At 64.0% G+C, this 21,965-nt stretch carries 22 protein-coding genes and 1 pseudogene; 11 read left to right on the top strand and 12 right to left on the bottom strand.

The genetic code is table 11. From position 1 onward, the window contains the following. The first annotated feature begins 7 nt into the window (after window positions 1-7). The gene (locus tag H290_RS0120410) at window positions 8-928 is read left to right on the top strand and encodes a CoA ester lyase (protein ID WP_020108690.1); all 921 of its coding nucleotides are present in this window, start codon (window positions 8-10) and stop codon (window positions 926-928) included. A 79-nt stretch (window positions 929-1,007) separates the two neighbouring features. Here the strand turns inward: H290_RS0120410 and H290_RS0120405 are convergent, their stop codons facing one another. The 4 genes from H290_RS0120405 to sdhC are packed head-to-tail and all read right to left on the bottom strand — an operon-like array spanning window position 1,008 to window position 4,446. Beyond that, complete coding sequence (locus tag H290_RS0120405; RefSeq protein ID WP_020108689.1) at window positions 1,008-1,793, bottom strand: succinate dehydrogenase iron-sulfur subunit; 786 nt, start codon at window positions 1,791-1,793, stop codon at window positions 1,008-1,010. Then, window positions 1,793-3,547 carry a succinate dehydrogenase flavoprotein subunit gene (gene sdhA, locus H290_RS0120400; protein WP_020108688.1) on the bottom strand — a complete coding sequence of 585 codons (1,755 nt, stop codon included), beginning with the start codon at window positions 3,545-3,547 and terminating at the stop codon, window positions 1,793-1,795. Before sdhA ends, H290_RS0120405 begins: the two co-directional genes overlap by 1 nt. Before the next feature lie 28 nt (window positions 3,548-3,575). Then, window positions 3,576-4,028, bottom strand: a complete 453-nt coding sequence (locus H290_RS0120395; RefSeq protein WP_020108687.1) for a succinate dehydrogenase hydrophobic membrane anchor subunit — start codon at window positions 4,026-4,028, stop codon at window positions 3,576-3,578. Between the two features lie 13 nt (window positions 4,029-4,041). Continuing rightward, on the bottom strand, window positions 4,042-4,446 hold the full coding sequence (gene sdhC / locus H290_RS0120390) for a succinate dehydrogenase, cytochrome b556 subunit (protein WP_081631666.1): 405 nt from the start codon (window positions 4,444-4,446) through the stop codon (window positions 4,042-4,044). Window positions 4,447-4,669: 223 nt separating this feature from the next. Here sdhC and H290_RS0120385 point away from each other — a divergent pair, with 223 nt between their 5' ends. The 3 genes from H290_RS0120385 to H290_RS0120375 are packed head-to-tail and all read left to right on the top strand — an operon-like array spanning window position 4,670 to window position 7,504. Beyond that, window positions 4,670-5,092, top strand: a complete 423-nt coding sequence (locus tag H290_RS0120385) for a cytidine deaminase (protein WP_028463450.1) — start codon at window positions 4,670-4,672, stop codon at window positions 5,090-5,092. Continuing rightward, window positions 5,082-6,392 (top strand): thymidine phosphorylase, encoded by a 1,311-nt coding sequence (locus tag H290_RS0120380; protein WP_196809602.1) that lies wholly within the window; start codon window positions 5,082-5,084, stop codon window positions 6,390-6,392. The genes H290_RS0120385 and H290_RS0120380 overlap by 11 nt, the downstream gene beginning before the upstream one ends. Then, window positions 6,389-7,504: an adenosine deaminase gene (locus H290_RS0120375; protein ID WP_020108683.1), complete on the top strand. Its 1,116-nt coding sequence runs from the start codon at window positions 6,389-6,391 to the stop codon at window positions 7,502-7,504. Before H290_RS0120380 ends, H290_RS0120375 begins: the two co-directional genes overlap by 4 nt. A 147-nt stretch (window positions 7,505-7,651) precedes the next feature. On the opposite strand, the gene H290_RS0120370 is transcribed toward H290_RS0120375, so the two are convergent. The 3 genes from H290_RS0120370 to H290_RS29345 all read right to left on the bottom strand — a co-directional run bounded on the left by H290_RS0120370 (window position 7,652) and on the right by H290_RS29345 (window position 10,434). Beyond that, window positions 7,652-8,938, bottom strand: a complete 1,287-nt coding sequence (locus tag H290_RS0120370) for a hypothetical protein (protein WP_020108682.1) — start codon at window positions 8,936-8,938, stop codon at window positions 7,652-7,654. Window positions 8,939-9,027: 89 nt separating this feature from the next. Continuing rightward, a complete protein-coding gene (locus tag H290_RS0120365) occupies window positions 9,028-10,116 on the bottom strand; it encodes a C40 family peptidase (protein ID WP_020108681.1) in 1,089 nt (362 codons plus the stop codon). Beyond that, entirely contained in the window at window positions 10,117-10,434 is a 318-nt protein-coding gene (locus H290_RS29345; protein WP_020108680.1) for a type VII secretion target, read from the bottom strand. A gap of 52 nt (window positions 10,435-10,486) precedes the next feature. Between H290_RS29345 and upp the strand changes: the two genes are divergently transcribed. After that, entirely contained in the window at window positions 10,487-11,110 is a 624-nt protein-coding gene (upp, locus tag H290_RS0120355) for a uracil phosphoribosyltransferase (RefSeq protein WP_028463449.1), read from the top strand. 11 nt (window positions 11,111-11,121) lie between these two features. Here the strand turns inward: upp and H290_RS0120350 are convergent, their stop codons facing one another. Genes H290_RS0120350 through H290_RS0120335 form a run of 4 tightly spaced genes read right to left on the bottom strand, consistent with a single transcriptional unit; the run spans window position 11,122 to window position 15,024 of the window. Then, entirely contained in the window at window positions 11,122-11,901 is a 780-nt protein-coding gene (locus H290_RS0120350; protein ID WP_028463448.1) for an ABC transporter ATP-binding protein, read from the bottom strand. Window positions 11,902-11,933: 32 nt separating this feature from the next. Then, window positions 11,934-12,536, bottom strand: a complete 603-nt coding sequence (locus tag H290_RS0120345; RefSeq protein WP_028463447.1) for a hypothetical protein — start codon at window positions 12,534-12,536, stop codon at window positions 11,934-11,936. Between the two features lie 9 nt (window positions 12,537-12,545). Further along, entirely contained in the window at window positions 12,546-14,177 is a 1,632-nt protein-coding gene (locus H290_RS0120340; protein WP_020108676.1) for a phospho-sugar mutase, read from the bottom strand. A 7-nt stretch (window positions 14,178-14,184) separates the two neighbouring features. Beyond that, window positions 14,185-15,024 (bottom strand): purine-nucleoside phosphorylase, encoded by an 840-nt coding sequence (locus H290_RS0120335; RefSeq protein ID WP_020108675.1) that lies wholly within the window; start codon window positions 15,022-15,024, stop codon window positions 14,185-14,187. A gap of 89 nt (window positions 15,025-15,113) precedes the next feature. Between H290_RS0120335 and H290_RS0120330 the strand changes: the two genes are divergently transcribed. From H290_RS0120330 to H290_RS0120320, 3 genes are read left to right on the top strand one after another with little or no spacing between them, the layout of a single operon-like run. After that, window positions 15,114-15,803, top strand: a complete 690-nt coding sequence (locus H290_RS0120330; RefSeq protein ID WP_020108674.1) for an enoyl-CoA hydratase/isomerase family protein — start codon at window positions 15,114-15,116, stop codon at window positions 15,801-15,803. A 41-nt stretch (window positions 15,804-15,844) separates the two neighbouring features. Next, the gene (locus tag H290_RS0120325; protein WP_020108673.1) at window positions 15,845-17,050 is read left to right on the top strand and encodes an amidohydrolase; all 1,206 of its coding nucleotides are present in this window, start codon (window positions 15,845-15,847) and stop codon (window positions 17,048-17,050) included. A 14-nt stretch (window positions 17,051-17,064) separates the two neighbouring features. After that, window positions 17,065-18,261 (top strand): M20 family metallopeptidase, encoded by a 1,197-nt coding sequence (locus tag H290_RS0120320; RefSeq protein ID WP_036519726.1) that lies wholly within the window; start codon window positions 17,065-17,067, stop codon window positions 18,259-18,261. Here the strand turns inward: H290_RS0120320 and H290_RS0120315 are convergent. Further along, entirely contained in the window at window positions 18,258-18,746 is a 489-nt protein-coding gene (locus H290_RS0120315) for a gamma-glutamylcyclotransferase (RefSeq protein WP_020108671.1), read from the bottom strand. The two genes, H290_RS0120320 and H290_RS0120315, sit on opposite strands and share 4 nt — an antisense overlap. A gap of 120 nt (window positions 18,747-18,866) precedes the next feature. On the opposite strand from H290_RS0120315, the gene H290_RS0120310 reads away from it, so the two are divergent. The 3 genes and pseudogenes from H290_RS0120310 to H290_RS29340 form a co-directional block, all read left to right on the top strand. Next, on the top strand, window positions 18,867-20,285 hold the full coding sequence (locus tag H290_RS0120310) for an NAD(P)H-quinone dehydrogenase (RefSeq protein WP_020108670.1): 1,419 nt from the start codon (window positions 18,867-18,869) through the stop codon (window positions 20,283-20,285). Window positions 20,286-20,429: 144 nt separating this feature from the next. Beyond that, window positions 20,430-21,605 (top strand): PLP-dependent aminotransferase family protein, encoded by a 1,176-nt coding sequence (locus H290_RS0120305; RefSeq protein ID WP_020108669.1) that lies wholly within the window; start codon window positions 20,430-20,432, stop codon window positions 21,603-21,605. A 64-nt stretch (window positions 21,606-21,669) separates the two neighbouring features. Beyond that, window positions 21,670-21,965: pseudogene (locus H290_RS29340) on the top strand (hypothetical protein); the annotation flags it as partial.

The raw sequence follows: 21,965 nt of genomic DNA, 5'->3' as shown, positions 1-21,965 counted from the left end.
GTCATTTGTGAATGACTCCAAGATCCCTGCCCCGGCGGGCAACCCCGACGACATCGGGACACGCATCGATCCGGTGCTGGCTCGCAGTTGGCTCCTGGTCCACGGTTTGCAGAGTGAACGCTTCCAACTGGCCGCTGATTCGCGTGCCGACATCATCGTTCTGGACATCGAGGATGCGGTGGCCCCGAAGGACAAGGTTGCCGCACGCGACCACGTCACCGAGTGGCTGGCCGCGGGCAATCGTGACTGGGTGCGGGTCAACGGTTTCGGAACCCAGTGGTGGGCCGAGGATCTGGCCGCTCTGAGCGAAGTCAAGGTCGGTGGCGTGATGCTGGCGATGGTCGAGTCGGTGGACCATGTCACCGAAACGGCCAAGCGGTTGCCGGGTGTGCCGATCGTGGCATTGGTCGAAACCGCGCGCGGCCTCGAACGGATCAGCGAGATCGCCTCGGCCAAGGGAACTTTCCGGCTGGCCTTCGGGATCGGCGACTTCCGTCGAGACACTGGATTCGGTGATCAGCCGGCGACGCTGGCCTACGCCCGGTCGCGGTTCACGATCGCGGCCAAGGCGGCACACCTGCCGAGCGCGATCGACGGGCCGACGGTCGGCTCGTCGGCACTGAAGCTCAGCGAGGCCACTGCGGTCAGTGCGGAGTTCGGCATGACCGGAAAGATCTGCCTGACACCCGATCAGTGCGCCGCGGTGAACGAGGGACTGTCGCCGTCGCATGAAGAGATCGCCTGGGCCCTGGAGTTTTTCGCCGAATACGAGCGCGATGGTGGTGAGATCCGCAACGGATCGGATCTGCCGCGCATCGCCCGCGGTACGAAGATCCTGGATCTGGCCCGCGCATACGGCATCGAGTTCAGCGAGGAGTTCGACGATCCGGACCACATGCCGGCACCGTCGGATACCTACCACTACTGATCGCCGGTTCGACCACAAAAAATGGTCGCCGCCCTCGAAAGGGCGGCGACCATTTTTTGTCAGATCAGATCAGTGCGATCTAGCGAGCAAACATCAACGCGCGCTTGACTTCCTGGATCGCCTGGGTCACCTGGATGCCACGCGGGCAGGCGTCGGTGCAGTTGAAGGTGGTGCGGCAACGCCACACGCCGTCGACGTCGTTGAGGATGTCGAGACGTTCGGCGGCACCTTCGTCACGGCTGTCGAAGATGAACCGGTGAGCGTTGACGATCGCGGCCGGACCGAAGTAGCTGCCTTCGTTCCAGTACACCGGGCAGCTCGTGGTGCAGCACGCACACAGGATGCACTTGGTGGTGTCGTCGAAGCGGGCGCGGTCGGTCTGGCTCTGGATGCGCTCGCGGGTCGGCTCGTTGCCACTGGTCATCAGGAACGGCTTCACGGCGCGGAATGCGTCGAAGAACGGTTCCATGTCGACGACGAGATCCTTCTCGACGGGCAGGCCCTTGATGGGCTCGACCGTGATGGTGATCTCCTTGGACTTGTCCTTGGGGAGCATGTCCTTCATCAGCAGTTTGCAGGCAAGCCGGTTGACGCCGTTGATCCGCATGGCATCGCTGCCGCAGACGCCGTGGGCGCACGACCGACGGAACGTCAGCGTGCCGTCGAGGTAACCCTTCACGTACAGCAGCAGGTTGAGCAGGCGGTCGGTCGGCAGAGCCGGGACCCGGAAGCTCTCGAAGCCCTGGGCGTCAGGATCTTCCGGGTTGAACCGGCTGATCTTGAGCGTGACCATGGTCGCCTCTTCAGGGACCGGGGGCAACGGCGGATCGTCGTGCCGGACAGCGGTATCAGTGGTGGCAGTCATCAGTACTTCCGCTCCATCGGTTCGTAGCGGGTCTGGACCACGGGCTTGTAGTCCAATTCAATCGGGGCGATCAGTCCGTCGCCCTTCTTGTAGGCCATCGTGTGCTGCATGTAGTTGACGTCGTCGCGGGTCGGGAAGTCCTCACGCGCATGCCCACCACGGGTTTCCTTGCGGTTCAGCGCACCGACAACGGTGACCTCGGCCATCTCGAGCAGGAAGCCCAGCTCGATGGCCTCGAGCAGGTCGCTGTTGAAGCGCTTGCCCTTGTCGTGCACGCGGATGCTGTTGTAGCGCTCCTTGAAGCCGTGGATGTCGCCCAGGACCTTGGTGAGCGTCGCGTCGGTGCGGAACACCGATGCGTTCGCGTCCATCGTGGCCTGCAGTTCGGAGCGGATGTCCGCGACGCGCTCGTGTCCGTGCTCGGACAGGATCGTCTCGAGCCAGTCATCGACCATGGCGGTCGGTGCCTCGGGGAGCGGGGTGAAGTCGGTGGACAGCGCGTACTCGGCGGCCGCGATGCCGGCGCGACGGCCGAACACGTTGATGTCGAGGAGCGAGTTGGTGCCGAGACGGTTGGCGCCATGAACCGAGACGCAGGCACATTCGCCGGCGGCGTACAGACCGTGGACGATCTCGTCGTTGTTGCGCAGCACCTCACCGTTGATCTTGGTGGGGATACCGCCCATGACGTAATGGCAGGTGGGGAACACCGGCACGTACTCGGTGACAGGGTCGACACCGAGGTAGGTACGGGCGAACTCGGTGATGTCCGGGAGCTTCTCGTTGAGGACTTCCTCGCCGAGGTGGGTCACGTCGATGTAGACGTAATCCTTGTTCGGTCCGGCGCCACGGCCTTCGAGGACCTCGAGCACCATCGAACGGGCAACGATGTCGCGGGGTGCGAGGTCCTTGATGGTCGGTGCGTAGCGCTCCATGAAGCGTTCACCATCGACGTTGCGAAGGATTCCGCCTTCGCCTCGGACGGCTTCGGAGATCAGGATGCCGAGGCCGGCCAGACCCGTCGGGTGGAACTGGTGGAACTCCATGTCCTCGAGCGGCAGGCCCTTGCGGAAGACGATGCCCATGCCGTCGCCGGTGAGGGTGTGGGCGTTGGATGTGGTCTTGTACATCCGGCCGCTACCGCCGGTGGCGAAGACGATCGACTTGGCGTGGAAGACGTGGATCTCACCGGTGGCGAGTTCGTAGGCGACCACACCGGTGGCCACCTGCTCACCCTGCTCGTTCTCGGTGAGGCAGATGTCGAGTGCGTAGAACTCGTTGAAGAACTCGACGTCATGCTTGACGCAGTTCTGGTACAGCGTCTGCAGGATCATGTGGCCGGTGCGGTCGGCGGCGTAGCACGCGCGGCGAACCGGGCTCTTGCCGTGATCGCGGGTGTGTCCACCGAAGCGGCGCTGATCGATCTTGCCTTCAGGGGTGCGGTTGAACGGCAGCCCCATCTTCTCCAGATCGAGCACGGCGTCGATGGCCTCTTTGGCCATGATCTCGACTGCGTCCTGGTCGGCGAGGTAGTCGCCACCCTTGACGGTGTCGAACGTGTGCCATTCCCAGTTGTCTTCTTCGACGTTTGCCAGTGCTGCGCACATTCCACCCTGTGCCGCGCCGGTGTGGCTGCGGGTCGGGTAGAGCTTCGTCAGCACCGCGGTGCGGGCACGGGGTCCGGCCTCGATGGCCGCGCGCATCCCGGCGCCGCCGGCGCCGATGATGACTACGTCGTAACGATGTTCCTGCATGTGTTTATTGCTCCGATTCGGGCCGGGTCTAGACGCTGTTCACGTCGAAGGTAAGCAGGGCGTAGGTGCCGGTGAGCAGCACCAGGATCATCGACAGGCCGAGCAGAACGTTCAGCCAGAACCGGGTCGAGTCCTTGCGGGAGTAGTCGGCGATCACGGTGCGCACACCGTTGCCGCCGTGCAGCTGAGCCAGCCACAGCATGGAGAGGTCCCAGACCTGCCAGAACGGCTCGTTCCACCGGGCTGCGACGAAGGAGGCGTCGATGCGGTGCACGCCGTTGTCCCACGCCAGCATGATGAACATGTGACCGATGGTCAGGATGATCAGAGCAATACCGGAGAAGCGCATGAACAGCCATGCGTTCTTCTCGAAGTTTCCACCCTTGGGCCGGCGCGGTGAGCGCGGGTTGTCGAGGCTGGCCGGACGATCGTGGTCGGTGCCGAAGGTTTTGGCGATCCGAGGTGCTTGCGATGCGGTCATCTGCGGCGCCTTCCTAAATGTGTTCCACGAGCAGCTGCAGCAGGCGGATGGCCGCTGCGCCGAAGATGATGACGAACAAGGTCAAGATCGTCCAGAGCATCTGTCGCTGGAACTTCGGACCCTTTGACCAGAAGTCGATGAGGATGATCCGGACGCCGTTGAGCGCGTGGTAGAGCACGCAGGCAACGAGGCCGATCTCCATCAGACCGATGATCGGGTTCTTGTACGTCTCGATGATTTCGGAGTACTTGTCCGGATCAATCCGGATCACTGCCGTATCGAGTACGTGTACAAAGAGGAAGAAGAAAATAGATACGCCGGTAATCCGGTGCAGCACCCAGGACCACATGCCTGGGTCGCCCCGGTACAACGAGCGCTTGCGCACCGGAACGGGCGCGGTCTCGGTAGGAATGCTCATCGAGAATTTGGCCTCCAACATCGTTGATGGACGCGTCGAGCGCGGTTCCGGCTGCTCGATCGTGGACCCACGTCACAAACCATAAACCTAAGCTGTTGTGAGAAAGAATCCTGCCCGAGTGGATATGAGCTGCAACACAACTCGAATTAGGTTTGCCTTACCAAGGTTTTTGCGGGTACGTGATGTCCGCTTTTGTGGGTGTCAATAGCGAAAGGGCTGCTCTGTGACGCCGGAAATTGACTGGAAACTATTGCGGGACAATGCTTTTGAGTCTATGGGGAGGGCATATGCACCCTATTCGGCCTTTCCGGTGGGTGCGGCCGCATTAGTCGACGATGGTCGTCTTGTGACTGGTTGCAATGTGGAAAATGTCTCATATGGTTTGGGGCTGTGCGCCGAGTGCACACTTGCCGGCAACCTCCACGCCACCGGCGGTGGACGTCTGGTCGCCCTCAGTTGCACGGACAGCCGGGGAGAGATCCTCATGCCCTGCGGGCGCTGTCGGCAGGTGTTGCTCGAGCACGGCGGACCGGAGATGTTGATCGACCACCCGGGCGGTCCGAAGCCCTTGGGCGAGTTGCTCCCGGACCATTTCGGCCCCTCGGACCTGGCGGCCGGACGAGTGTCGGGAGGGCATCGTGGCTGAGGTTTTCGATGCGGTGTCGGTCATCCGGACCAAGCGGGACGGCCAGGCGCTGAGTGACGGCCAGATCGACTGGGTGGTCAGCGCCTACACCGCCGGCCTGGTGCACGACGAGCAGATGTCGGCGTTGGCGATGGCGATCCTGTTGCGCGGCATGGAGCGTCGCGAGATCGCGCGCTGGACCGAAGCGATGATCAATACGGGTGAGCGAATGGAATTCACTCATCTGCATCGTGGCGGCAAGCCGTTGGTGACCGTGGACAAACACTCGACCGGTGGTGTGGGAGACAAGATCACGTTGCCGTTGGCGCCGTTGGTCGCGTCCTATGGTCTTGCGGTGCCGCAGTTGTCGGGACGTGGCCTGGGTCACACTGGTGGGACACTCGACAAACTCGAGGCAATTCCGGGATGGCGGTGCGACCTCACCAACGCTGAGATCACCGATTTACTCGAATCGGTCGGCGCCGTGATCTGTGCGGCCGGTGCGGCGTTGGCGCCCGCGGACAAGAAACTCTATGCGCTGCGCGACGTCACCGGGACGGTCGAATCGATACCGCTCATCGCCAGTTCCATCATGAGCAAGAAGATCGCCGAGGGAACCAGTGCGCTGGTGCTCGATGTGAAGGTCGGTTCCGGTGCATTCATGAAGTCGGAGGCCGATGCGCGCGAGCTCGCCCAGATCATGGTCGAGATAGGTAATGACGCGGGTGTTCGGACCTCTGCGCTGTTGACGTCGATGAGCGAACCCATCGGCCTGACGGCGGGCAATGCGCTCGAGGTCGCCGAGTCGCTGGAGGTCCTCGCCGGTGGTGGTCCCGCCGACGTGGTGGAGCTGACCCTGGCACTGGCCCGCGAGATGCTGGCCGCCGGTGGGATCACGGGCGTCGATCCCGCCGAGAATCTCCGCAACGGCAAGGCAATGGATGTCTGGGAGGCAATGATCGCCGGACAGGGCGGCGATCCGAGAGCAAGTCTGCCGCAGGCGGATCACGAAGAGGTCATCAAAGCTGACAAATCGGGCGTGGTGGGGTCGATCGACGCGATGGCGGTCGGGGTCGCGGCCTGGCGCTTGGGCGCGGGCCGCGAACGGCAGGGCGAAGCGGTGCAAGCCGAAGCCGGTGTGCGATGGCATGTTCGGGCGGGGGAGAAAGTCGTTGCCGGTGACCCGCTGTTCACGATGTACACCCAGACCCCTGACCGTTTTGCGGCGGGAGCTCACGCACTTGCCGACGCTGCTGTGATCGGTTCGGCAGCGCCGCAATCCGGGTCCCGGGTGATCGGTCGGGTTACCGTCGACGCATGACATCCATGCCGCTGGATCTGACCTCCATCGCACTCGCTCCCAAGGTGCTGCTCCACGATCACCTCGATGGTGGCCTGCGTCCGCGAACGGTGCTCGAGCTCGCCCACGAAGTCGGATACGAAGGCCTGCCCGCCGACAACGATGCCGATCTCGGGGCGTGGTTCCGGCAGGCTGCCGACAGCGGTTCCCTGGTCCGGTATCTCGAGACGTTCGAGCACACGGTCGCCGTGATGCAGACCGCTCCGGCTCTCGAGCGCGTGGCTCGGGAGTGTGCCGAGGATCTGGCCGACGACGGTGTTGTCTACGCCGAGGTGCGGTTTGCACCGGAACAGCACCTCGAGGCCGGACTGACGCTCGACGAGGTTGTCGAAGCGGTGCTGCGAGGCTTCACCGATGGCACGGCCGAGGCTGCGTCGCGGGGCCGCCGGATCCAGGTGCGCACCCTGGTCACCGCGATGCGCCATGCGGCCCGGTCCCGGGAGATCGCAGAGCTGGCCGTCCGATTCCGGGACCAGGGTGTTGCCGGCTTCGACATCGCCGGCGCCGAGGCCGGTTACCCGCCGAGCCGGCATCTGGACGCCTTCGAGTACATGCGGGCGTCGAACGCACCGTTCACGATTCACGCCGGTGAGGCGTTCGGCCTACCGTCGATCCACGAGGCCATCAGCTTCTGCGGTGCCGATCGTCTCGGTCATGGCGTGCGGGTCATCGACGACATCACGTTGCCCGACGGTGCCGACCTCGCCGCGGACGCCTTCGACGGCGCCGAGCTGGGGCTCATCGCAAACTACGTCCGCGACAAGCGGATCCCGCTCGAGTTGTGTCCGAGTTCCAACGTGCAGACCGGAGCCGTGGCAGGACTGGCCGAGCATCCGTTCAATGTGCTTGCCCGACTGCGGTTCCGGGTGACGGTCAACACGGACAACCGGTTGATGAGCGACACCACCATGAGCCGTGAATGCAAGGTGCTGGTCGACCAATTCGGCTACGGATGGTCCGACCTGGAACGCTTCACGGTCAACGCCATGAAATCGGCGTTCATCCACTTCGACGAGCGCCTGTCCATCATCGACGACGTCATCAAACCGGGTTACGCCGTCCTGATCGGCTGAGCTGACCGGCTGAACTGACGCCCGACCGTCGACCGTGCCGCAACGACCGTCGAGCGTGCCCCAACGACGGTCGAGCGTGCTGATATCACCGCCGAGCGTGCTGATATCACCGCCGAGCGTGCCGAAATCGGCGCTGGGTCGGGTGTTTCAGCCGCGCTTCTTTTCCAGGCGTGCGTCGAAGTCGTGCTCGAGTGCCCGCCAGGCTTCGGACTCGTTGTCGAAGGGCGGGCTCGGTGCCATGCGCTTCGGGTCGGGGTTGAGGGTGTAGTCCACAAACCAGCCGAGCGGTGTGGTGGATCCCAACGCGTCGGCCACCGTATCGTCGTCGGCATAATCCGCTGCGTCCGTGAGCAGTTCGACAGCCAATTCGAGTTGCTTGCGGTCGATGCGACGGGGGCCGTCGATGATGTCGTCGGTCAGCCCCGGCAGAACGTAGACGTTGTCTTCGTAGACGTCGATCTCGAGGGAACCATCGGTGGCGGCAACCTGGATGTCTTCGAAGGTGCCGATCGGCGAGAGGTCGTGCTCGTTGTCGTCGGCGAGATACCGCTCCAGGGCTCGCTTGGAGTTGAAGGCGAAAATCTTGCCGTTCTTGCCGAGGAAGACCGGGTCGTCGCCCAGATAGCAACGGAGCGAGTAGAACTCACCTTCGGCGGTGATGATCTGGATCGGGTCGATGCCGACGGATGCCCAGAAATCGTCTTCGTCGATCTCGTCGTAGTCCTCGTCGTCTTCTTCTTCGAGGTCATCGTCATCGTCGTCATCGGAATCGTCGTCGTCTTCGTTGTCGACGATGACGACGTCGTCGTCGAGTTCGTCCTCTTCTTCTGCGCTGGCGGCAGCGAGGAGTTCGTCGTCGGCCACCGTCACGGCATCCGCGTCGACCTCCGGCATGCTGATGACCTCATCGATGGCGTCGATGACATCGTCCCAGCGCTTGTCGATGAGGGTGCCGATCCGTTCCCACAATTCGGCGCCATCGCGTCCGATGAAGTTGCGGGTACCGGTGGTGACGGCGCCCAGGATGGGGTTGCCGTTGAAAAACTTGGTGATCGGCGCCAGTTCGCAGACCTCGCCGATGATCCGCACGATTTCGAGGACGTCCTCGAGCTTGGCGATGACCTCGGGGGTGGGGTCTTCGGCGGCCAGTTCCGGGACTGCGATGAGGTCGTAGGACTTGTCGTCGGCCGGTTCGAACTCGTCGGCCTTGAGCCCGACGACCGTCTGCCACGCGGGGTGCTCATCGAGATCGTTCTCGGCGCCCGAGCGGATGAATGCGACAAGCTCGGCGACCGAGCTGAATCCGTACAAGTCTTCGTCGAGACCCAGGAACGCTTCCCACTCGTCATCACCCTCGCGCCAGCGGGGAGCCCACAGCGTAAAGGTGTTGCCTTCGGTGATCACGAGTTCGATTGGGACGATGTCTCCGGCCATGGGGACAGAGCCTAGTCACCGATGCTGACCGTGGGCTACCTCGCCTCGCCATTACAGCTGTGGCTTTGCCATGAATTTGTCTTCGAGGCTCAGGTCGGCCGGTAAAACCCCTCGAAAGTCTGATCCAGGTTGGTTGTTCGGACGGCTGAAACGCTGACCGGATCGCCGGCTTCGACCATTTGACCGTTGCCGACGTACATCGCGACATGGCCGGACCACACCGCGAGATCACCGGGCTGGAGGTCGGCCTGTGAGACCGCGACTCCGGCGGTGTCTTGATCTTGTGCGAGGCGGGGGAGTTCGACGCCGGCTTCGCGGTACGCCCACTGCGTCAGGCCGCTGCAGTCGAGGCCCACGCCGGGCGTGGTGCCACCCCACACATAGGGAACGCCTTGCTGGCTCAGCGCGGCCCGCACCGCCTTGGCGGCGCGCTCGTTGGGGGCGTACGCGACCGACCCGTCCGGCAGCGTGATCGCAACACCGGTGCCGTTGGTATTTGTCGCGGACAACCCTGCCGGCAGTGTCTGTGCAGCGCCGGAATTCTGGACGGCGTCCGATTGGGTCGCGGCCTCTTGGGTGCCCGCCTCGATGGGGCCGAACGCGGCATTGGAGAGGTTGCCGAGTTCGGTGCCGACGCGGGCGAGTTGAGAGACGACGGAATCGGTATCGGCCGGAGCCGGTGTCCGCCCGATCTGCAGGAGACGGTCGGTATCGGCGCTCAATTCGGTGCGGGTGCGTTCGACAACATCGATGCCGCGCTGCACATGGTCCATTGCGACGGGCAGGATCGCGGCGATGCCTGCCGGTGAGAAAAGAGTTGGTCCCATCGCGGCAGCGATCGTCACGAAAGCATCGAGGATGCCTTCGAGTTCGAGCGCCGCCCGACGGACCTTGTCAGCGGCCGAGTCGATGACGTCCGCTATGGCGAGGCTGTCGTCGGAGTAGCCCGCCGCAGCGACGACCGCCTCTTCGAGGACCGCGATCGCCGAGTTGGCTCCCACTCCCGACCACTGGGGTTTGAGTTCCTCGTTCGTCCGGACCTGGGATGCGCGGGAATCGTCGAGAATCGTTGCAATAGTTCGTAATTGCGTGGTCGGCGCACCACCGGGCAGAACGCCGGTCCCGAGGGTGGTCAGCAATGTCTGCAGCGGCGCGATCAGGATCTCGACGGGGATCATCTAGAGCGCCTTGGTCTGCTGGGCGCTGATCTGTTGTGCGCTGCCGTCATCGGCCCCCGAGTATGTGGCGGCGGACTGCTGAAGGCCGTCGGCGATGGCATCGATCCGGGTTGCGAGGTCGGTGAGTTCAGAACTGTGCCGATCGGTGACCATCACCGCGGCTGCCGCGAACTCTGCGCCCATCAGGCCGAATGCGGACATGAGGGTGGCCGCCTGGACGCGACCGGCAGTCGCATACGCCGCGATCTGGGCACCCACCGATCGGGTTCGGGCGGCCGCGGTGGTCAGGGCGGCGGGTTCAACTGATACCGAGGTCATGGGTTTACGACGCGACGAGCGGGTGGTCTGGTTCCCCTCGTATGGTTATGCCATGCAGATCCGGACTGTTGACCATCCTTTGGCCGCGGCAAGACTGACCACCTTGCGCGACAAGAACACCGATAACGCGGCGTTCCGGGGGGCTTTGTCAGACCTGACCCAGATGTTGATCTACGAGGCACTAATCGGTGCGCCGGTTGCGGAGATCCCCGTGTCCACGCCGGTGTCCGAGACCACGGGTGTCCGGCTGGCGACCCCTCCATTGCTTGTTCCCGTCTTGCGGGCCGGCCTGGGCATGGTCGAGCAGGCACACGCGATGGTGCCCGAGGCCAATGTCGGTTTCGTGGGTATTGCCCGCAATGAGGACACCCATCAGCCGGTGCCGTATCTCGAATCCTTGCCCGACGACCTGTCCGGTCAGCCCGTGTTCGTCCTCGACCCGATGCTGGCCACCGGTGGTTCGATGATCCACACGATCGAGTTGCTGGTGACGCGCAAAGCGTCCGACATCACCGCCGTGTGTGTGGTGGCGGCTCCTGAAGGTGTTGCAGCACTAGAGAATTCGGGACTTCCAGTTCGTCTGGTGGTGGCCGCGATCGATGACGGGCTCAACGACGTCGCCTACATCACCCCGGGTCTGGGAGATGCCGGCGACCGCCAGTTCGGACCCCGGTAGATCAAACGGGTCTAGCTGCTGCGCGCCGCCCAGCGGCCGCGGTCTCGCGTCACCAGCACCGAGTGGTCGAAACATTTGGTGATGGTTGCCGAGGTGAGGGACAACTCGACCGCACCCTGGATGACCGACTTGCCGTCGCGCAGCAGCAGCGCATGGCTGGTGCTCGTCGGCAGGTCTTCGAGGTGGTGGGTGACCAGGACACTCGCCAGGTCGCCGACCTCGTTTCGTAGCTGGTCGATGCTGGTCAGCAACTGTTCCCGCGCGGCGAGATCGAGGCCGGTGGCGGGTTCGTCGAGCAGGAGCAGCGAGGGCTTGGGCATCAGCGCTCGGGCAATGAGGGTTCGGCCGCGTTCGCCTTGGCTCATCGTGGTCCACGCCGAATCCCGGCGCTGCGACATGCCGAGCAATTCGAGGAGTTCGTCGGCGTGACGATGTTCGGCGCCGGTGTACCTGCGGCGAGGATCGAGTTCTGGCGTGTTGGTCAGTCCGGTCAGTACGACGTCGTGTGCCTTCAGTGGAAGGTCGAGGCGATGTCGCGGGTCGACATGTCCGATATGCGTGCGCAATTCGCGCATGTCGACTCGGCCCAGTCGGTGGCCGAGGACGTCGACCGTTCCGTGCGTCGGGTGCCCGAACGCGCCGAGGATATGCAGGAGTGTCGATTTTCCTGCCCCGTTGGGACCCAGGAGAGCCCAGTGCTCACCGGGGTGAACCGTGAAATTGATGTCCCGCAACAGATATCGCCCACCGCGCACCACGTCGATTCCGGCGGCGTGCAGAACCGCGGGCATGGCGGCGTTGTTCGATTCGGTTGGTGTCACGGTCAATCGGTCCAGTAGGCGAGCATAGGTTCCCGCGAGACGACCACGCCATTGGTGGTGATGGTGAGCGACGACGGTGTCATCTCGTAGACGGTATCGCGGTTCAATGCCACAAACCGGTTTCCGGAACGCGTCGGATCCGGGATCTCGACGCCCAAACCGTTGGCCTCGCCCTTGTAATAGTATCGACCGCTCTGGTTGCCCACCTGGCAGACAACAATTTTCGAGACACCAGTCTGGCCGACCATGATCGCTTGGTCCTCCGTCGTGTTGCAGCGTGGACCGCTGACAAAGCCTTGCTGGTCTGCGCCGGGCACATCTGGGAGCGGACCGACCGACGTCGAGGTTGTCGTGGTCGGCGTGGACGTGGTGGTCGTCGCAGTCACGGTCGACGGCTCGGCAGTCACGGTGAGCGTCGACACCGGTTGGCTGGTCGTAGTACTGCTGTCCTCGGCTTTGGGCGTGGATTCATCGGCCGGAATCAGGAGAAAGCCGAGGAGGATGGCCAGTGCCAGCACGAGTACACCGGCCACGATCGCACCGATCACGATCGGTGACGACCACGGAGATCTCGGTGGTGGTGTCGGGTAATGGATTCCGCTCACGCGCTCACCCTACCGGCGACCTTCGGCACAGAACTCGGCAATCTGCGCGGTGATCGCGGACAACCGCGCCTGCGCCCTGGATCGTGCTGTCGGCAATGGTGGACCGGGGGCCTCGGCAACCTCCAGATAGAACTTGAGCTTCGGCTCGGTACCCGATGGTCTGGCGATGACCCTGACCTGGCCGGTATCCGAGTTGCCGGTGAGCTGCACAGCGTCGGTCGACGCGCCTGGTGCACGTTCGAGCAGGTCCTCGGCGTCGACGACGATCCCGTCCAGTTGCGTCGGTGGATTCGTTCGCAGGTCGGCCATGATCTCGGTGATCTGTGCGAGGTCGTCGACGCGCAACGCGTATTGACCGGTCAGGTGGACACCGTGCTCCACTGCGATCTCGTCGAGACGGTCGGCGAGGTCGCGGTCGGAATCGGCGAGCTCCTGGGTCAGGACACCCAGTGCGACCGCGGCGCTGATGCCGTCTTTGTCGCGCACACCGTCCGGGTCGACGCAGTGGCCGATGGCTTCCTCGTAGGCGTAGACCAGGCCTTCTCCGGCGCGGACCAGCCATTTGAAACCGGTCAGGGTGGCGGCGTAGCGGACGCCGCCGGCCGCTGCGATCTTGCCGAGCAAGCTGCCGGAGACGATGGTGTTGGCCACCAATACGTCTTGGCCGACGTGTGCGGAGACGATCTGGGCACCGAGCAGCGCACCGGTCTCGTCGCCGGTGAGCATCCGCCAGACGCCGTCGATCCGCGCGCCGACGGCGCAACGGTCCGCGTCGGGATCCAGGGCGATGGCGAGGTCGGCGTCGATGTCGTCCGCCAATGCGAGCAGGAGATCCGAGGCGCCCGGCTCTTCGGGATTCGGGAACGCGGCCGTCGGGAAGTCCGGATCGGGGGCGTGCTGCAATCCGACCACGGTGACGTTGTGGAAACCGCACTCGCGCAGGGCTTGTACGGCGAGGTCGCCGCCGACACCGTGCATCGCTGTCAGGGCGATCCTGATCGTTCGATGTTCGCGGTGACCGAACCGGGTGACGATGCGCGCCAGATAGTGTCCGATGTTGTTGCGCGCCCGGTCATCCGGCGCCACCGCTGTCCGTGGGATGTCGATCGCAGGTCCGGTGCCGGCGATCAATGCCTCTATCTCCGCGTCGGCCGGTGGAACCAGTTGCGCGCCGTGCTCGAGGTAGACCTTGTAGCCGTTGTCGGCCGGAGGATTGTGCGATGCGGTGATCTGGATTCCGGCGACGGCACCCACGTGCCGGACCGCGAACGCGACCAGCGGGGTCGGTCCCGGTTCGGGCAATGCCACGACGTCGAACCCCTGCGCCGCAAGAACTTCCGTCGTGGCGGCGAAAAAGTCTTCGGAACCGTGACGGGCGTCGCGGCCGACGACCACGGTACCGCCGGTGTGGCCGTTATCGATCAGCCACTGCGCGACGCCGGAGGTCGCCTTGGTGACCACGGCGACGTTCATCCCCAGTGGGCCACCCCGGACCGGCCCCCGCAGGCCGGCGGTTCCGAAATGCAGGGTGTCAGAGAATCTTTCGTTCAATGCGGCGGAGTCCAGCGTGGCGAGTTCGGCTCGGGTACGAGGGTCGGGATCGGCGTCGATCCAGGCCGCAACGGCATCGGGCGTGGTCATCGGTATCTCAGATCTGTTCGATCACCTGGGCCAGCAGGTGACCCATCCGGGTGGCCGACGCGCGGCCGACCTCGAGAACTTCTTCGTGGTTGAGCGGTTCGCCGGTGATACCTGCCGCGAGGTTGGTCACCAATGAGATGCCGAGGACGGACATCTTCTCGGCGCGGGCGGCGATGGTCTCGTGCACGGTGGACATGCCCACCAGGTCGGCGCCGAGGACGCGCAGCATGTTGATCTCGGCGGGTGTTTCGTAGTGGGGGCCAGGCAGTCCCGCGTAGACACCCTCGGCCAACGAGGGGTCGACGGACTGGGCGATCTTCCGAAGTCGAGGTGCATAGGCGTCGACCAGGTCGACAAATTGAGCGCCGATGAGAGGGGAGCGGGCGGTGAGGTTCAGGTGGTCGCTGATCAGGACCGGCTGGCCGACCGTCATGTCATGACGCAGCCCGCCGGCCGCGTTGGTGAGGACCATCGTCTCGACGCCACACCTGGCCGCAGTTCGCACCGCGTGGACAACACTGGCCAGTGGATGTCCTTCGTACGCATGGGTTCTGCCCAACAACACGAGAACCGAACGGTTGCCGATACGCAGTGAATGCACGGTGCCGGAGTGCCCGGCCGCGCTCGGCGGCGTGAAGCCCGGCAGGTCGGCCATCGGAATGCTCGTGTCAGCGGTACCCAACGCGGCGGCGGCCGGGGCCCAGCCAGAACCGAGAACCACGGCGACATCGTGGCTCGGCTTTCCTGTTGCCGTGGCGATCGCGTCGGCTGCGGCCTGCGCTGCGCCGATGGGGTCGATCGTCGGATCGGAACTGGGGGAAACCACGTCGGGTCCTTCGATTGCCATGGAACCAACCCTAAGGCGAAAACGGTTCGCGCTCGCAGGTTCGCTGTGGCCGTCACATCGCGTTCCTTCCGGACCGCTAGGCTCGCGGCATGCCGTACGTGACCACACATGACGCCGTGCACACGCTCTATCTGGGCATCGAGGGTGAGAGTGACACCGACAACAGGTTCGGAATCGATTGGCTCGACGCGATCAATGCGTGCCTCGATGAGGTCGTCGACGCGAAGCCGGGCGCACTTGTCATCACCGCGACCGGCAAGTTCTTTTCCAACGGGCTCGACGTGGAGTACATCGGCGCCAACGGAGACAAGCTTCCGGCTTACCTCGATCGCGTCCATGCGCTGTACACGCGGATTCTGACGTTCCCGCAGCCCACTGTCGCCGCGATCAACGGCCACGCGTTCGGTGCGGCCGCCATGCTGGCACTGTGTGCTGATCATCGGATCATGCGGACCGAGCGTGGATTCTGGTCGCTTCCTGAAGTGCAGCTCGGTATGCCGTTCACCAAAGGTATGGCGACGCTGCTCCGGACCCGCCTGACCGACGCCACCGCCACCGAGGCCATGACCACGGGGCGTAGGTATGGCGGCCTGGATTCGGTGGCTGCCGGCATCGTGGAGCAAGCCGTCGACATCGATGTGCTGACAACCACGGCCACCGACATCGCGGCCTCCCGAAGCTCTCTGACCGGTCCGGCGCTGGAATTGATCAAGAAGGGGCTGCGTGCGCCCCTGCTTGCCGATCTCGATGACCCGACGCCGGCCAGCCTGGTTGGCTAACTCGATTCAGTTCGCTATCGCGATGGTGAGAGAATGAGCCGATGACAACGATCGGGCAGCGGGGCTCGCATGCCGTCCAGGCGGTGGCCGGTGACCTGATCGAGTTGTCTCATTCAATCCATGCCGAACCAGAGCTGGCGTTCGGGGAACACCGTAGCGTCGCCAAGGTGACCAGCCTGCTCGACGGTTATGGCTTCGAGGTCACCACCGGCGTGGCGGACCTGCCGACGGCGTTCACCGCGACATACGGCTCGGGAGACCTCGTGGTCGGTCTGTGCGCCGAGTACGACGCGTTGCCCGGGCTGGGGCATGCCTGTGGCCACAACATGATTGCCGCCAGCGCTGTCGGTGCCGCGCGTGGACTCGCCGAGGTCGCCGATGAACTCGGCATCACCGTCCTGGTGCTCGGCACCCCCGCCGAGGAAACCGGTGGCGGAAAGATCGTGATGGCGCAGGCCGGGGTTTTTGATCCGGTCGCGATGGCACTGATGGTCCACCCGGGGCGGATGGACGAGATCGCCAGCAGCTCGTTGGCTTTGGACGATCTGGCCATCCGGTACACCGGTGTCGAAGCCCATGCCGCGGCCTCGCCCGAACGTGGACGCAACGCCGCCGATGCGGCCACCATCGCGCAGGTCTCGCTCGGGTTGTTGCGTCAGTACCTGAAGTCCGGGCAGCAGATGCACGGAATCGTCAGCAACGGCGGCAGTGCCCCGAACATCGTCAGCGCGCACAGCGAGCTCCTCTATTATCTGCGGGCCGTTGACGAGTCGTCGCTGAGCGAACTGCGTGAGCGAGCGGAAGCCTGCTTTGCGGCGGGAGCGCTGGCCGCGGGTTGTACGTACGAGATCTCGACGGTATCGCCGACGTACGTCGAACTCCGGCACGATCAGCGCCTGCTCGAGGCATACCGCGGTGCGATCGCCGACCTCGGTCGCGAGGTGATGCCGACCGCCCTCGAGGGGTTGCGGCCGCTAGGCAGTACCGACATGGGCAACATCAGCCAGATGTTGCCTTCCATCCACCCGACGATCGGCATCGAGAGCAACGGCGCCGGCACCCATGAGATCGAGTTCGCCGCGGCAGCTGCGTCGCCGTCGGCGGATCAGGCGGTGGTCGACGGAGCGGTTGCTCTCACGGCAACCGCCGCGCGCGCCGCGGCCGACCCGCAGTGGCGTGAAGATCTCCTGCAACAGCAGGAGAAACGAACAGGTACAGTCCCGCGTGACGCGGGCAGAAGACGATGAGTGTGTAACGAAACATGACTGGGCAACACGTGGATGCGGAACGTTTCCTGACTGACCTGGACGACTGGCTGGCGGCCAACACCGCGCAGTTGGTGGCCTGGCGCCGGGATTTTCATAGCCATCCGGAACTGTCGCGCAGTGAGCTGCGTACCACCGGCATCGTTGTCGACGAACTGACGAAGGCCGGACTGTCGCCGCGGATCCTGCCGCAGGGTGTTGGTGTGGTGTGCGACATCGGCCCGGCCGGACCGCTGGTGGCGCTGCGTGCCGACATGGACGCGCTGCCGATCGCCGAGCTGACCGGGCTGCCGTTTTCGTCCACCGCAGAGGGTGTCTCGCACGCTTGTGGGCACGACGGGCACACGGCGGTGCTGTTGGGCGTGGGCAAGGCGCTGGCGTCGATGGAGGACCTGCCGATCGGTGTGCGACTGATATTCCAGGCGGCCGAGGAAGTGATGCCCGGTGGCGCCCTTGACGCCGTCACCGCCGGTGTGACGCGAGGCGTGTCGCAGATCTACGCCCTACACTGCGATCCGAAGCTCGAGGTCGGCAAAGTGGGCTTGCGGCGTGGGCCGATCACGTCGGCGGCCGACCACGTCGAACTCGTCCTGCACTCACCCGGTGGCCACACCTCACGGCCGCACCTGACCGCGGACCTCGTCTATGCGATGGGGTCCGTGATCACCGGTCTGCCGGGCATACTGTCGCGGCGCATCGATCCGCGGACCAGCACGGTGATGGTGTGGGGATCGGTCCATGCCGGCGATGCGCCCAATGCGATTCCTCAGGAGGGGCGCCTGCGGGGCACCGTCCGCACGGGTGATCACGCCACCTGGGCGTTGCTCGAACCGTTGGTGCGCGAGATCATCGAGGGACTCTTGGCGCCACTGAGCGTGCGCTACGACATGATCTACAAGCGCGGCGTCCCACCCGTCGTCAACGATTCGATCTCCACCGAGATCTTCCGCGACGCGATCTTGTCGGTGAGCCCCGACGCGCTGGCAGACACCGCGCAATCCGGTGGTGGAGAAGACTTTTCGTGGTACCTCGAGAACGTCCCCGGTGCGATGGCGCGGCTCGGCGTCTGGTCCGGGCACGGCCAGCAGGTGGATCTGCATCAGCCGAACTTCGACCTCGACGAGCGTGCGCTCGCGGTGGGCGTGCGGACGCTGGCCGGGGTCGTTCTGCAGGCGAGCCTGCGCAACCGCTAGTGGTCGGGCCCCGGGCTATCCGGTCCGGGTCCGACGTTGCGTGACTCGCGGAGCCGTAGCTGATGTACGTAATCGGCTGGTGCCCCGGCGATTTCGGCTGCCTCGGCCATGACGCCGAGGTAACGCGCCGACGGTAGACCGCCTTCGAACGCGTCCAGGACGTACAGCCAGGCCAGGTTCGGCCCGTTGGGCGTGGTGATGCGGGCCCGGATCTTGCGGTGGATCCCGAGTTCGGAGCCCTCCCAGCGATCGAGGCTGGATTCATCGTCCTCGGTCACGTCGTACAAAACGACGAACACGCGGGCCTCGGGGTCGTCACGATCTTCGGTGACAGTTGCGAGTGCGCCTTCCCAACCGATGTCGCCGCCACCGAACGTGAGTCGCCACCCGTACAGCCATCCGGTGCCCGCCATCGGAGAGTGGGGGGCACGCATGAGCATCTGCTCTGGGTGCATGTTTGAGCCGTAGGCCGCGTAGATAGGCACGGAGAGGAGCCTAGATGGTCAGCTCCCCATCGGGAAAGTGCGAGGGGTGATCGACTAGATTCTCAAGTGGCGCCACCCCGCCGGCAGGCCCGTCCGACATCCCTGGGAGTTGACCTGAAAATGACAAAGATTGTGATCCTCGGTGGAGGACCCGCCGGCTACGAAGCAGCCCTTGCTGCATCGACCTACGGTGCCCACATCACCATTGTCGACAGCGACGGCATGGGTGGTGCCTGTGTGCTGTGGGACTGTGTGCCTTCGAAGACCTTCATTGCCTCCACCGGGATCAGGACCGACGTCCGCCGCGCCGTTGACCTGGGAATCAACCTGAAATACGACGATGCGGTCGTGTCGTTGCCGCAGATCCACGACCGTGTCAAAGATCTCGCCTTCGCGCAGTCCTCCGACATCCGCTCGAGGCTTCTGACCGAGGGTGTCCGGATCATTCACGGCCGTGGGCGTCTTGCTGATCCCGAGGTCGGATTCGCCCGTCACAAGGTTGTCGCAACACCCATCGAGGCCGACGGCAGCGACGGGGAAGTGGAGATTCTCGACGCCGATGTGGTGTTGGTCGCAACCGGCGCGTCGCCCCGCGTCCTTCCCGCCGCACAGCCCGACGGTGAGCGGATCCTGACGTGGCGACAGATGTACGACCTCAACGAATCGCCCGAACATCTGATCGTTGTCGGATCCGGCGTGACCGGTGCCGAGTTCGTGCACGCGTACACCGAGCTCGGTGTGCCGGTGACAATGGTGTCGAGCCGCGACCGCGTGCTGCCCGGCGAGGACGAGGATGCGGCGCTGGTCCTCGAGGATGTGTTGGCAGAACGCGGCGTGAACCTGGTGAAGCATGCGCGGGCCGACAAGGTCGAGCGCACCGCCGATGGGGTGAAGGTCAGTCTTGCCGACGGCCGCACCGTCGAGGGCTCGCATTGCCTGATGACGGTGGGATCGGTTCCGAACACAAACGATCTCGGACTCGAGCATGTCGGGCTGGAGCTCGACCGCGGTGGGTACCTGAAAGTCGACCGGGTCTCCCGGACGGCGGTGCCCGGGATCTACGCCGCAGGCGACTGCACCGGCCTGTTGCCGCTGGCATCGGTCGCTGCGATGCAGGGCCGAATTGCGATGTATCACTCGCTGGGCGAAGGTGTGTCACCGATTCGCCTCAAGACCGTGGCATCCGCGATCTTCACCCGGCCCGAGATTGCCACGGTCGGCGTCAGTCAGCAGGCCATCGACTCCGGTGAGTACCCGGCCCGAACGATCATGTTGCCGCTTGCGACCAACCCGCGCGCCAAGATGAGCGGTTTGCGTCGTGGCTTCGTGAAGATCTTCTGCCGACCGGCAACGGGTGTGGTCATCGGTGGAGTTGTGGTGGCCCCCAATGCATCTGAGCTGATCCTTCCGATCGCGATCGCGGTGCAGAACAAACTGATGGTCAGCGACTTGGCTCAGACGTTCTCGGTCTATCCGTCGCTGTCCGGGTCGATCACGGAGGCTGCTCGGCAGCTGGTTCGCCACGACGATCTGGACTAATCATCCCATTATTTGGGAAATCAACTTCATATTTCACATCAGGCGCGTTAGCGTGGGCATTGCGACTCACACTGGCGCGCCTGATTTGGTGACCACTCTCATCACCACACATGTTGATTCCTGCTGCTGTGGAGAGTGTTGCCCATGTCTGTTGTCGAAAACTCTTACAAACCGTCGCACGCGTTGGCGAATGTCCGCGGGTCGGCGATCCGTGACCTGTTGAAGCTGACCGAGAAGCCCGACGTGTTGAGCTTGGCAGGCGGATTGCCGGCGACCGAACTGATTCCCGCTGAGCGTATTTCGGAATCGGCCGCTCGAATCAGTGCGGACCCCGAGGCGTTGCAGTACACGGTGAGTGCGGGTGTGTACACCTGCCGTGAAGCAGTGGCTCGGTATCTCGGTGTCGATGACCCGGTGGGGGTCTTGTTGACGCATGGTTCGCAACAGGCGTTGTTCCTGTTGGCCCATACGCTGGTGAATCCCGGCGACCTGGTGGTCGTCGACGATCCGGTGTACGTGGGTGCGCTACAGGTATTCCAGTCGGTGCGGGCGCGAGTGCGGGCGTTGCCGATCACCGCAGCTGGGCTCGATGTTGACGCATTGCGAGAATTGCTCGAAGCGGGCGAGCGTCCACGGATAGTCCATACCGTCAGCAACTTTCACAATCCTGCCGGAGTGACGGCCACTGCGGCAACCCGGATCGAACTCGCGCGGTTGGCCGATCGATACGGATTCATCGTTGTCGAGGACGACCCATATGGACGATTGCGGTTCTCCGGCACTGACATCGAGCCGATTGCGGCGCATGGTGATCGAGTTGTTCGCCTGGGCTCGGCATCGAAGATTCTGGCACCCGCGCTAAGGGTTGGTTGGATGAGCGGTCCGAAAGAAGTGATCGAGATGGTGGAACTGCTGCGCCAGGGTGCCGACCTCTGTGGATCGACCTTCAGCCAGTTGATCGTCGCCGAGTTGCTCGACGACGGCGCCTGGCTGGATTCTCATGTTGATCACGTTCGATCTGAGTATCGCTTGCGTGCAACTACTTTGGCTGGTGCGCTTCGCCACGAACTGGGCGACAAGGTTCAGTTCACGGAACCTGAAGGTGGCATGTTCTGCTGGGTCCGGATGCCTGGCATCGATACCTCGCGGTTGCTGGTTGACGCGGTGAATGCGGGAGTGGCATTTGTGCCGGGAACGGCTTTTGGCGTGGATGCCGACTTCAGTGATTGCCTGCGACTCAGTTTCTCTGCGCTGGCGCCGGATGGATTACACGAGGCGGTTCGGAGATTGGCTGTGGCTGTGAAAAACGATTCCAAATAGTTCGAAAGAATGTTCGACAAGACGCGATTCTCCGGGTAGGCTGGTTGAAAGGTTTCGATCAGATGTGCTGGGGGGCATGATGGTTGACGATGTTGGTGGGGATGTTTCGTCGGTTTCGGTGTTGGTGGGTAAGTACCTCGAGTTGGAGGTGCTGCTGGCTGATATTGCGGATTGTTCGTCGTCGGATATGTCTGATGCCGAGGTGAATGAGCTTGTGCGGGTGCATGAAAGGGTCGCCCGCAAGGTGGAGTTCGCGGGTTTGGGTCGGTTGTTGGAGGTGTCGGACCGGTCGTCGTATACCAAGGCCGGGTATTCCTCCTTGTTTGGTTTCACGCGCAAAGAGTTGCGGTTGACCAAAGG

The organism is Nocardia sp. 348MFTsu5.1 (assembly GCF_000383535.1).
Classification (GTDB): domain Bacteria; phylum Actinomycetota; class Actinomycetes; order Mycobacteriales; family Mycobacteriaceae; genus Williamsia; species Williamsia faeni.
Note: the sequence above shows the minus strand (reverse complement) of the source record. Positions and strands in the feature narration are given on the sequence as shown.

Coding starts and splice junctions, on each gene's coding strand:
- H290_RS0120335 (WP_020108675.1), bottom strand. CDS start 15,024: ATGGCAATCGAAGGACCCGACGTGGTTTCCCCCAGTTCCGATCCGACG.
- H290_RS0120350 (WP_028463448.1), bottom strand. CDS start 11,901: ATGCCCGCGGTTCTGCACGCCGCCGGAATCGACGTGGTGCGCGGTGGG.
- H290_RS0120305 (WP_020108669.1), top strand. CDS start 20,430: ATGTCTGTTGTCGAAAACTCTTACAAACCGTCGCACGCGTTGGCGAAT.
- H290_RS29345 (WP_020108680.1), bottom strand. CDS start 10,434: ATGACCTCGGTATCAGTTGAACCCGCCGCCCTGACCACCGCGGCCGCC.
- upp (WP_028463449.1), top strand. CDS start 10,487: ATGCAGATCCGGACTGTTGACCATCCTTTGGCCGCGGCAAGACTGACC.
- H290_RS0120370 (WP_020108682.1), bottom strand. CDS start 8,938: ATGGCCGGAGACATCGTCCCAATCGAACTCGTGATCACCGAAGGCAAC.
- H290_RS0120375 (WP_020108683.1), top strand. CDS start 6,389: ATGACATCCATGCCGCTGGATCTGACCTCCATCGCACTCGCTCCCAAG.
- H290_RS0120395 (WP_020108687.1), bottom strand. CDS start 4,028: ATGACCGCATCGCAAGCACCTCGGATCGCCAAAACCTTCGGCACCGAC.
- H290_RS0120325 (WP_020108673.1), top strand. CDS start 15,845: ATGACAACGATCGGGCAGCGGGGCTCGCATGCCGTCCAGGCGGTGGCC.
- H290_RS0120310 (WP_020108670.1), top strand. CDS start 18,867: ATGACAAAGATTGTGATCCTCGGTGGAGGACCCGCCGGCTACGAAGCA.
- sdhC (WP_081631666.1), bottom strand. CDS start 4,446: ATGAGCATTCCTACCGAGACCGCGCCCGTTCCGGTGCGCAAGCGCTCG.
- H290_RS0120365 (WP_020108681.1), bottom strand. CDS start 10,116: ATGATCCCCGTCGAGATCCTGATCGCGCCGCTGCAGACATTGCTGACC.
- H290_RS0120320 (WP_036519726.1), top strand. CDS start 17,065: ATGACTGGGCAACACGTGGATGCGGAACGTTTCCTGACTGACCTGGAC.
- H290_RS0120405 (WP_020108689.1), bottom strand. CDS start 1,793: ATGACTGCCACCACTGATACCGCTGTCCGGCACGACGATCCGCCGTTG.
- sdhA (WP_020108688.1), bottom strand. CDS start 3,547: ATGCAGGAACATCGTTACGACGTAGTCATCATCGGCGCCGGCGGCGCC.
- H290_RS0120330 (WP_020108674.1), top strand. CDS start 15,114: ATGCCGTACGTGACCACACATGACGCCGTGCACACGCTCTATCTGGGC.
- H290_RS0120340 (WP_020108676.1), bottom strand. CDS start 14,177: ATGACCACGCCCGATGCCGTTGCGGCCTGGATCGACGCCGATCCCGAC.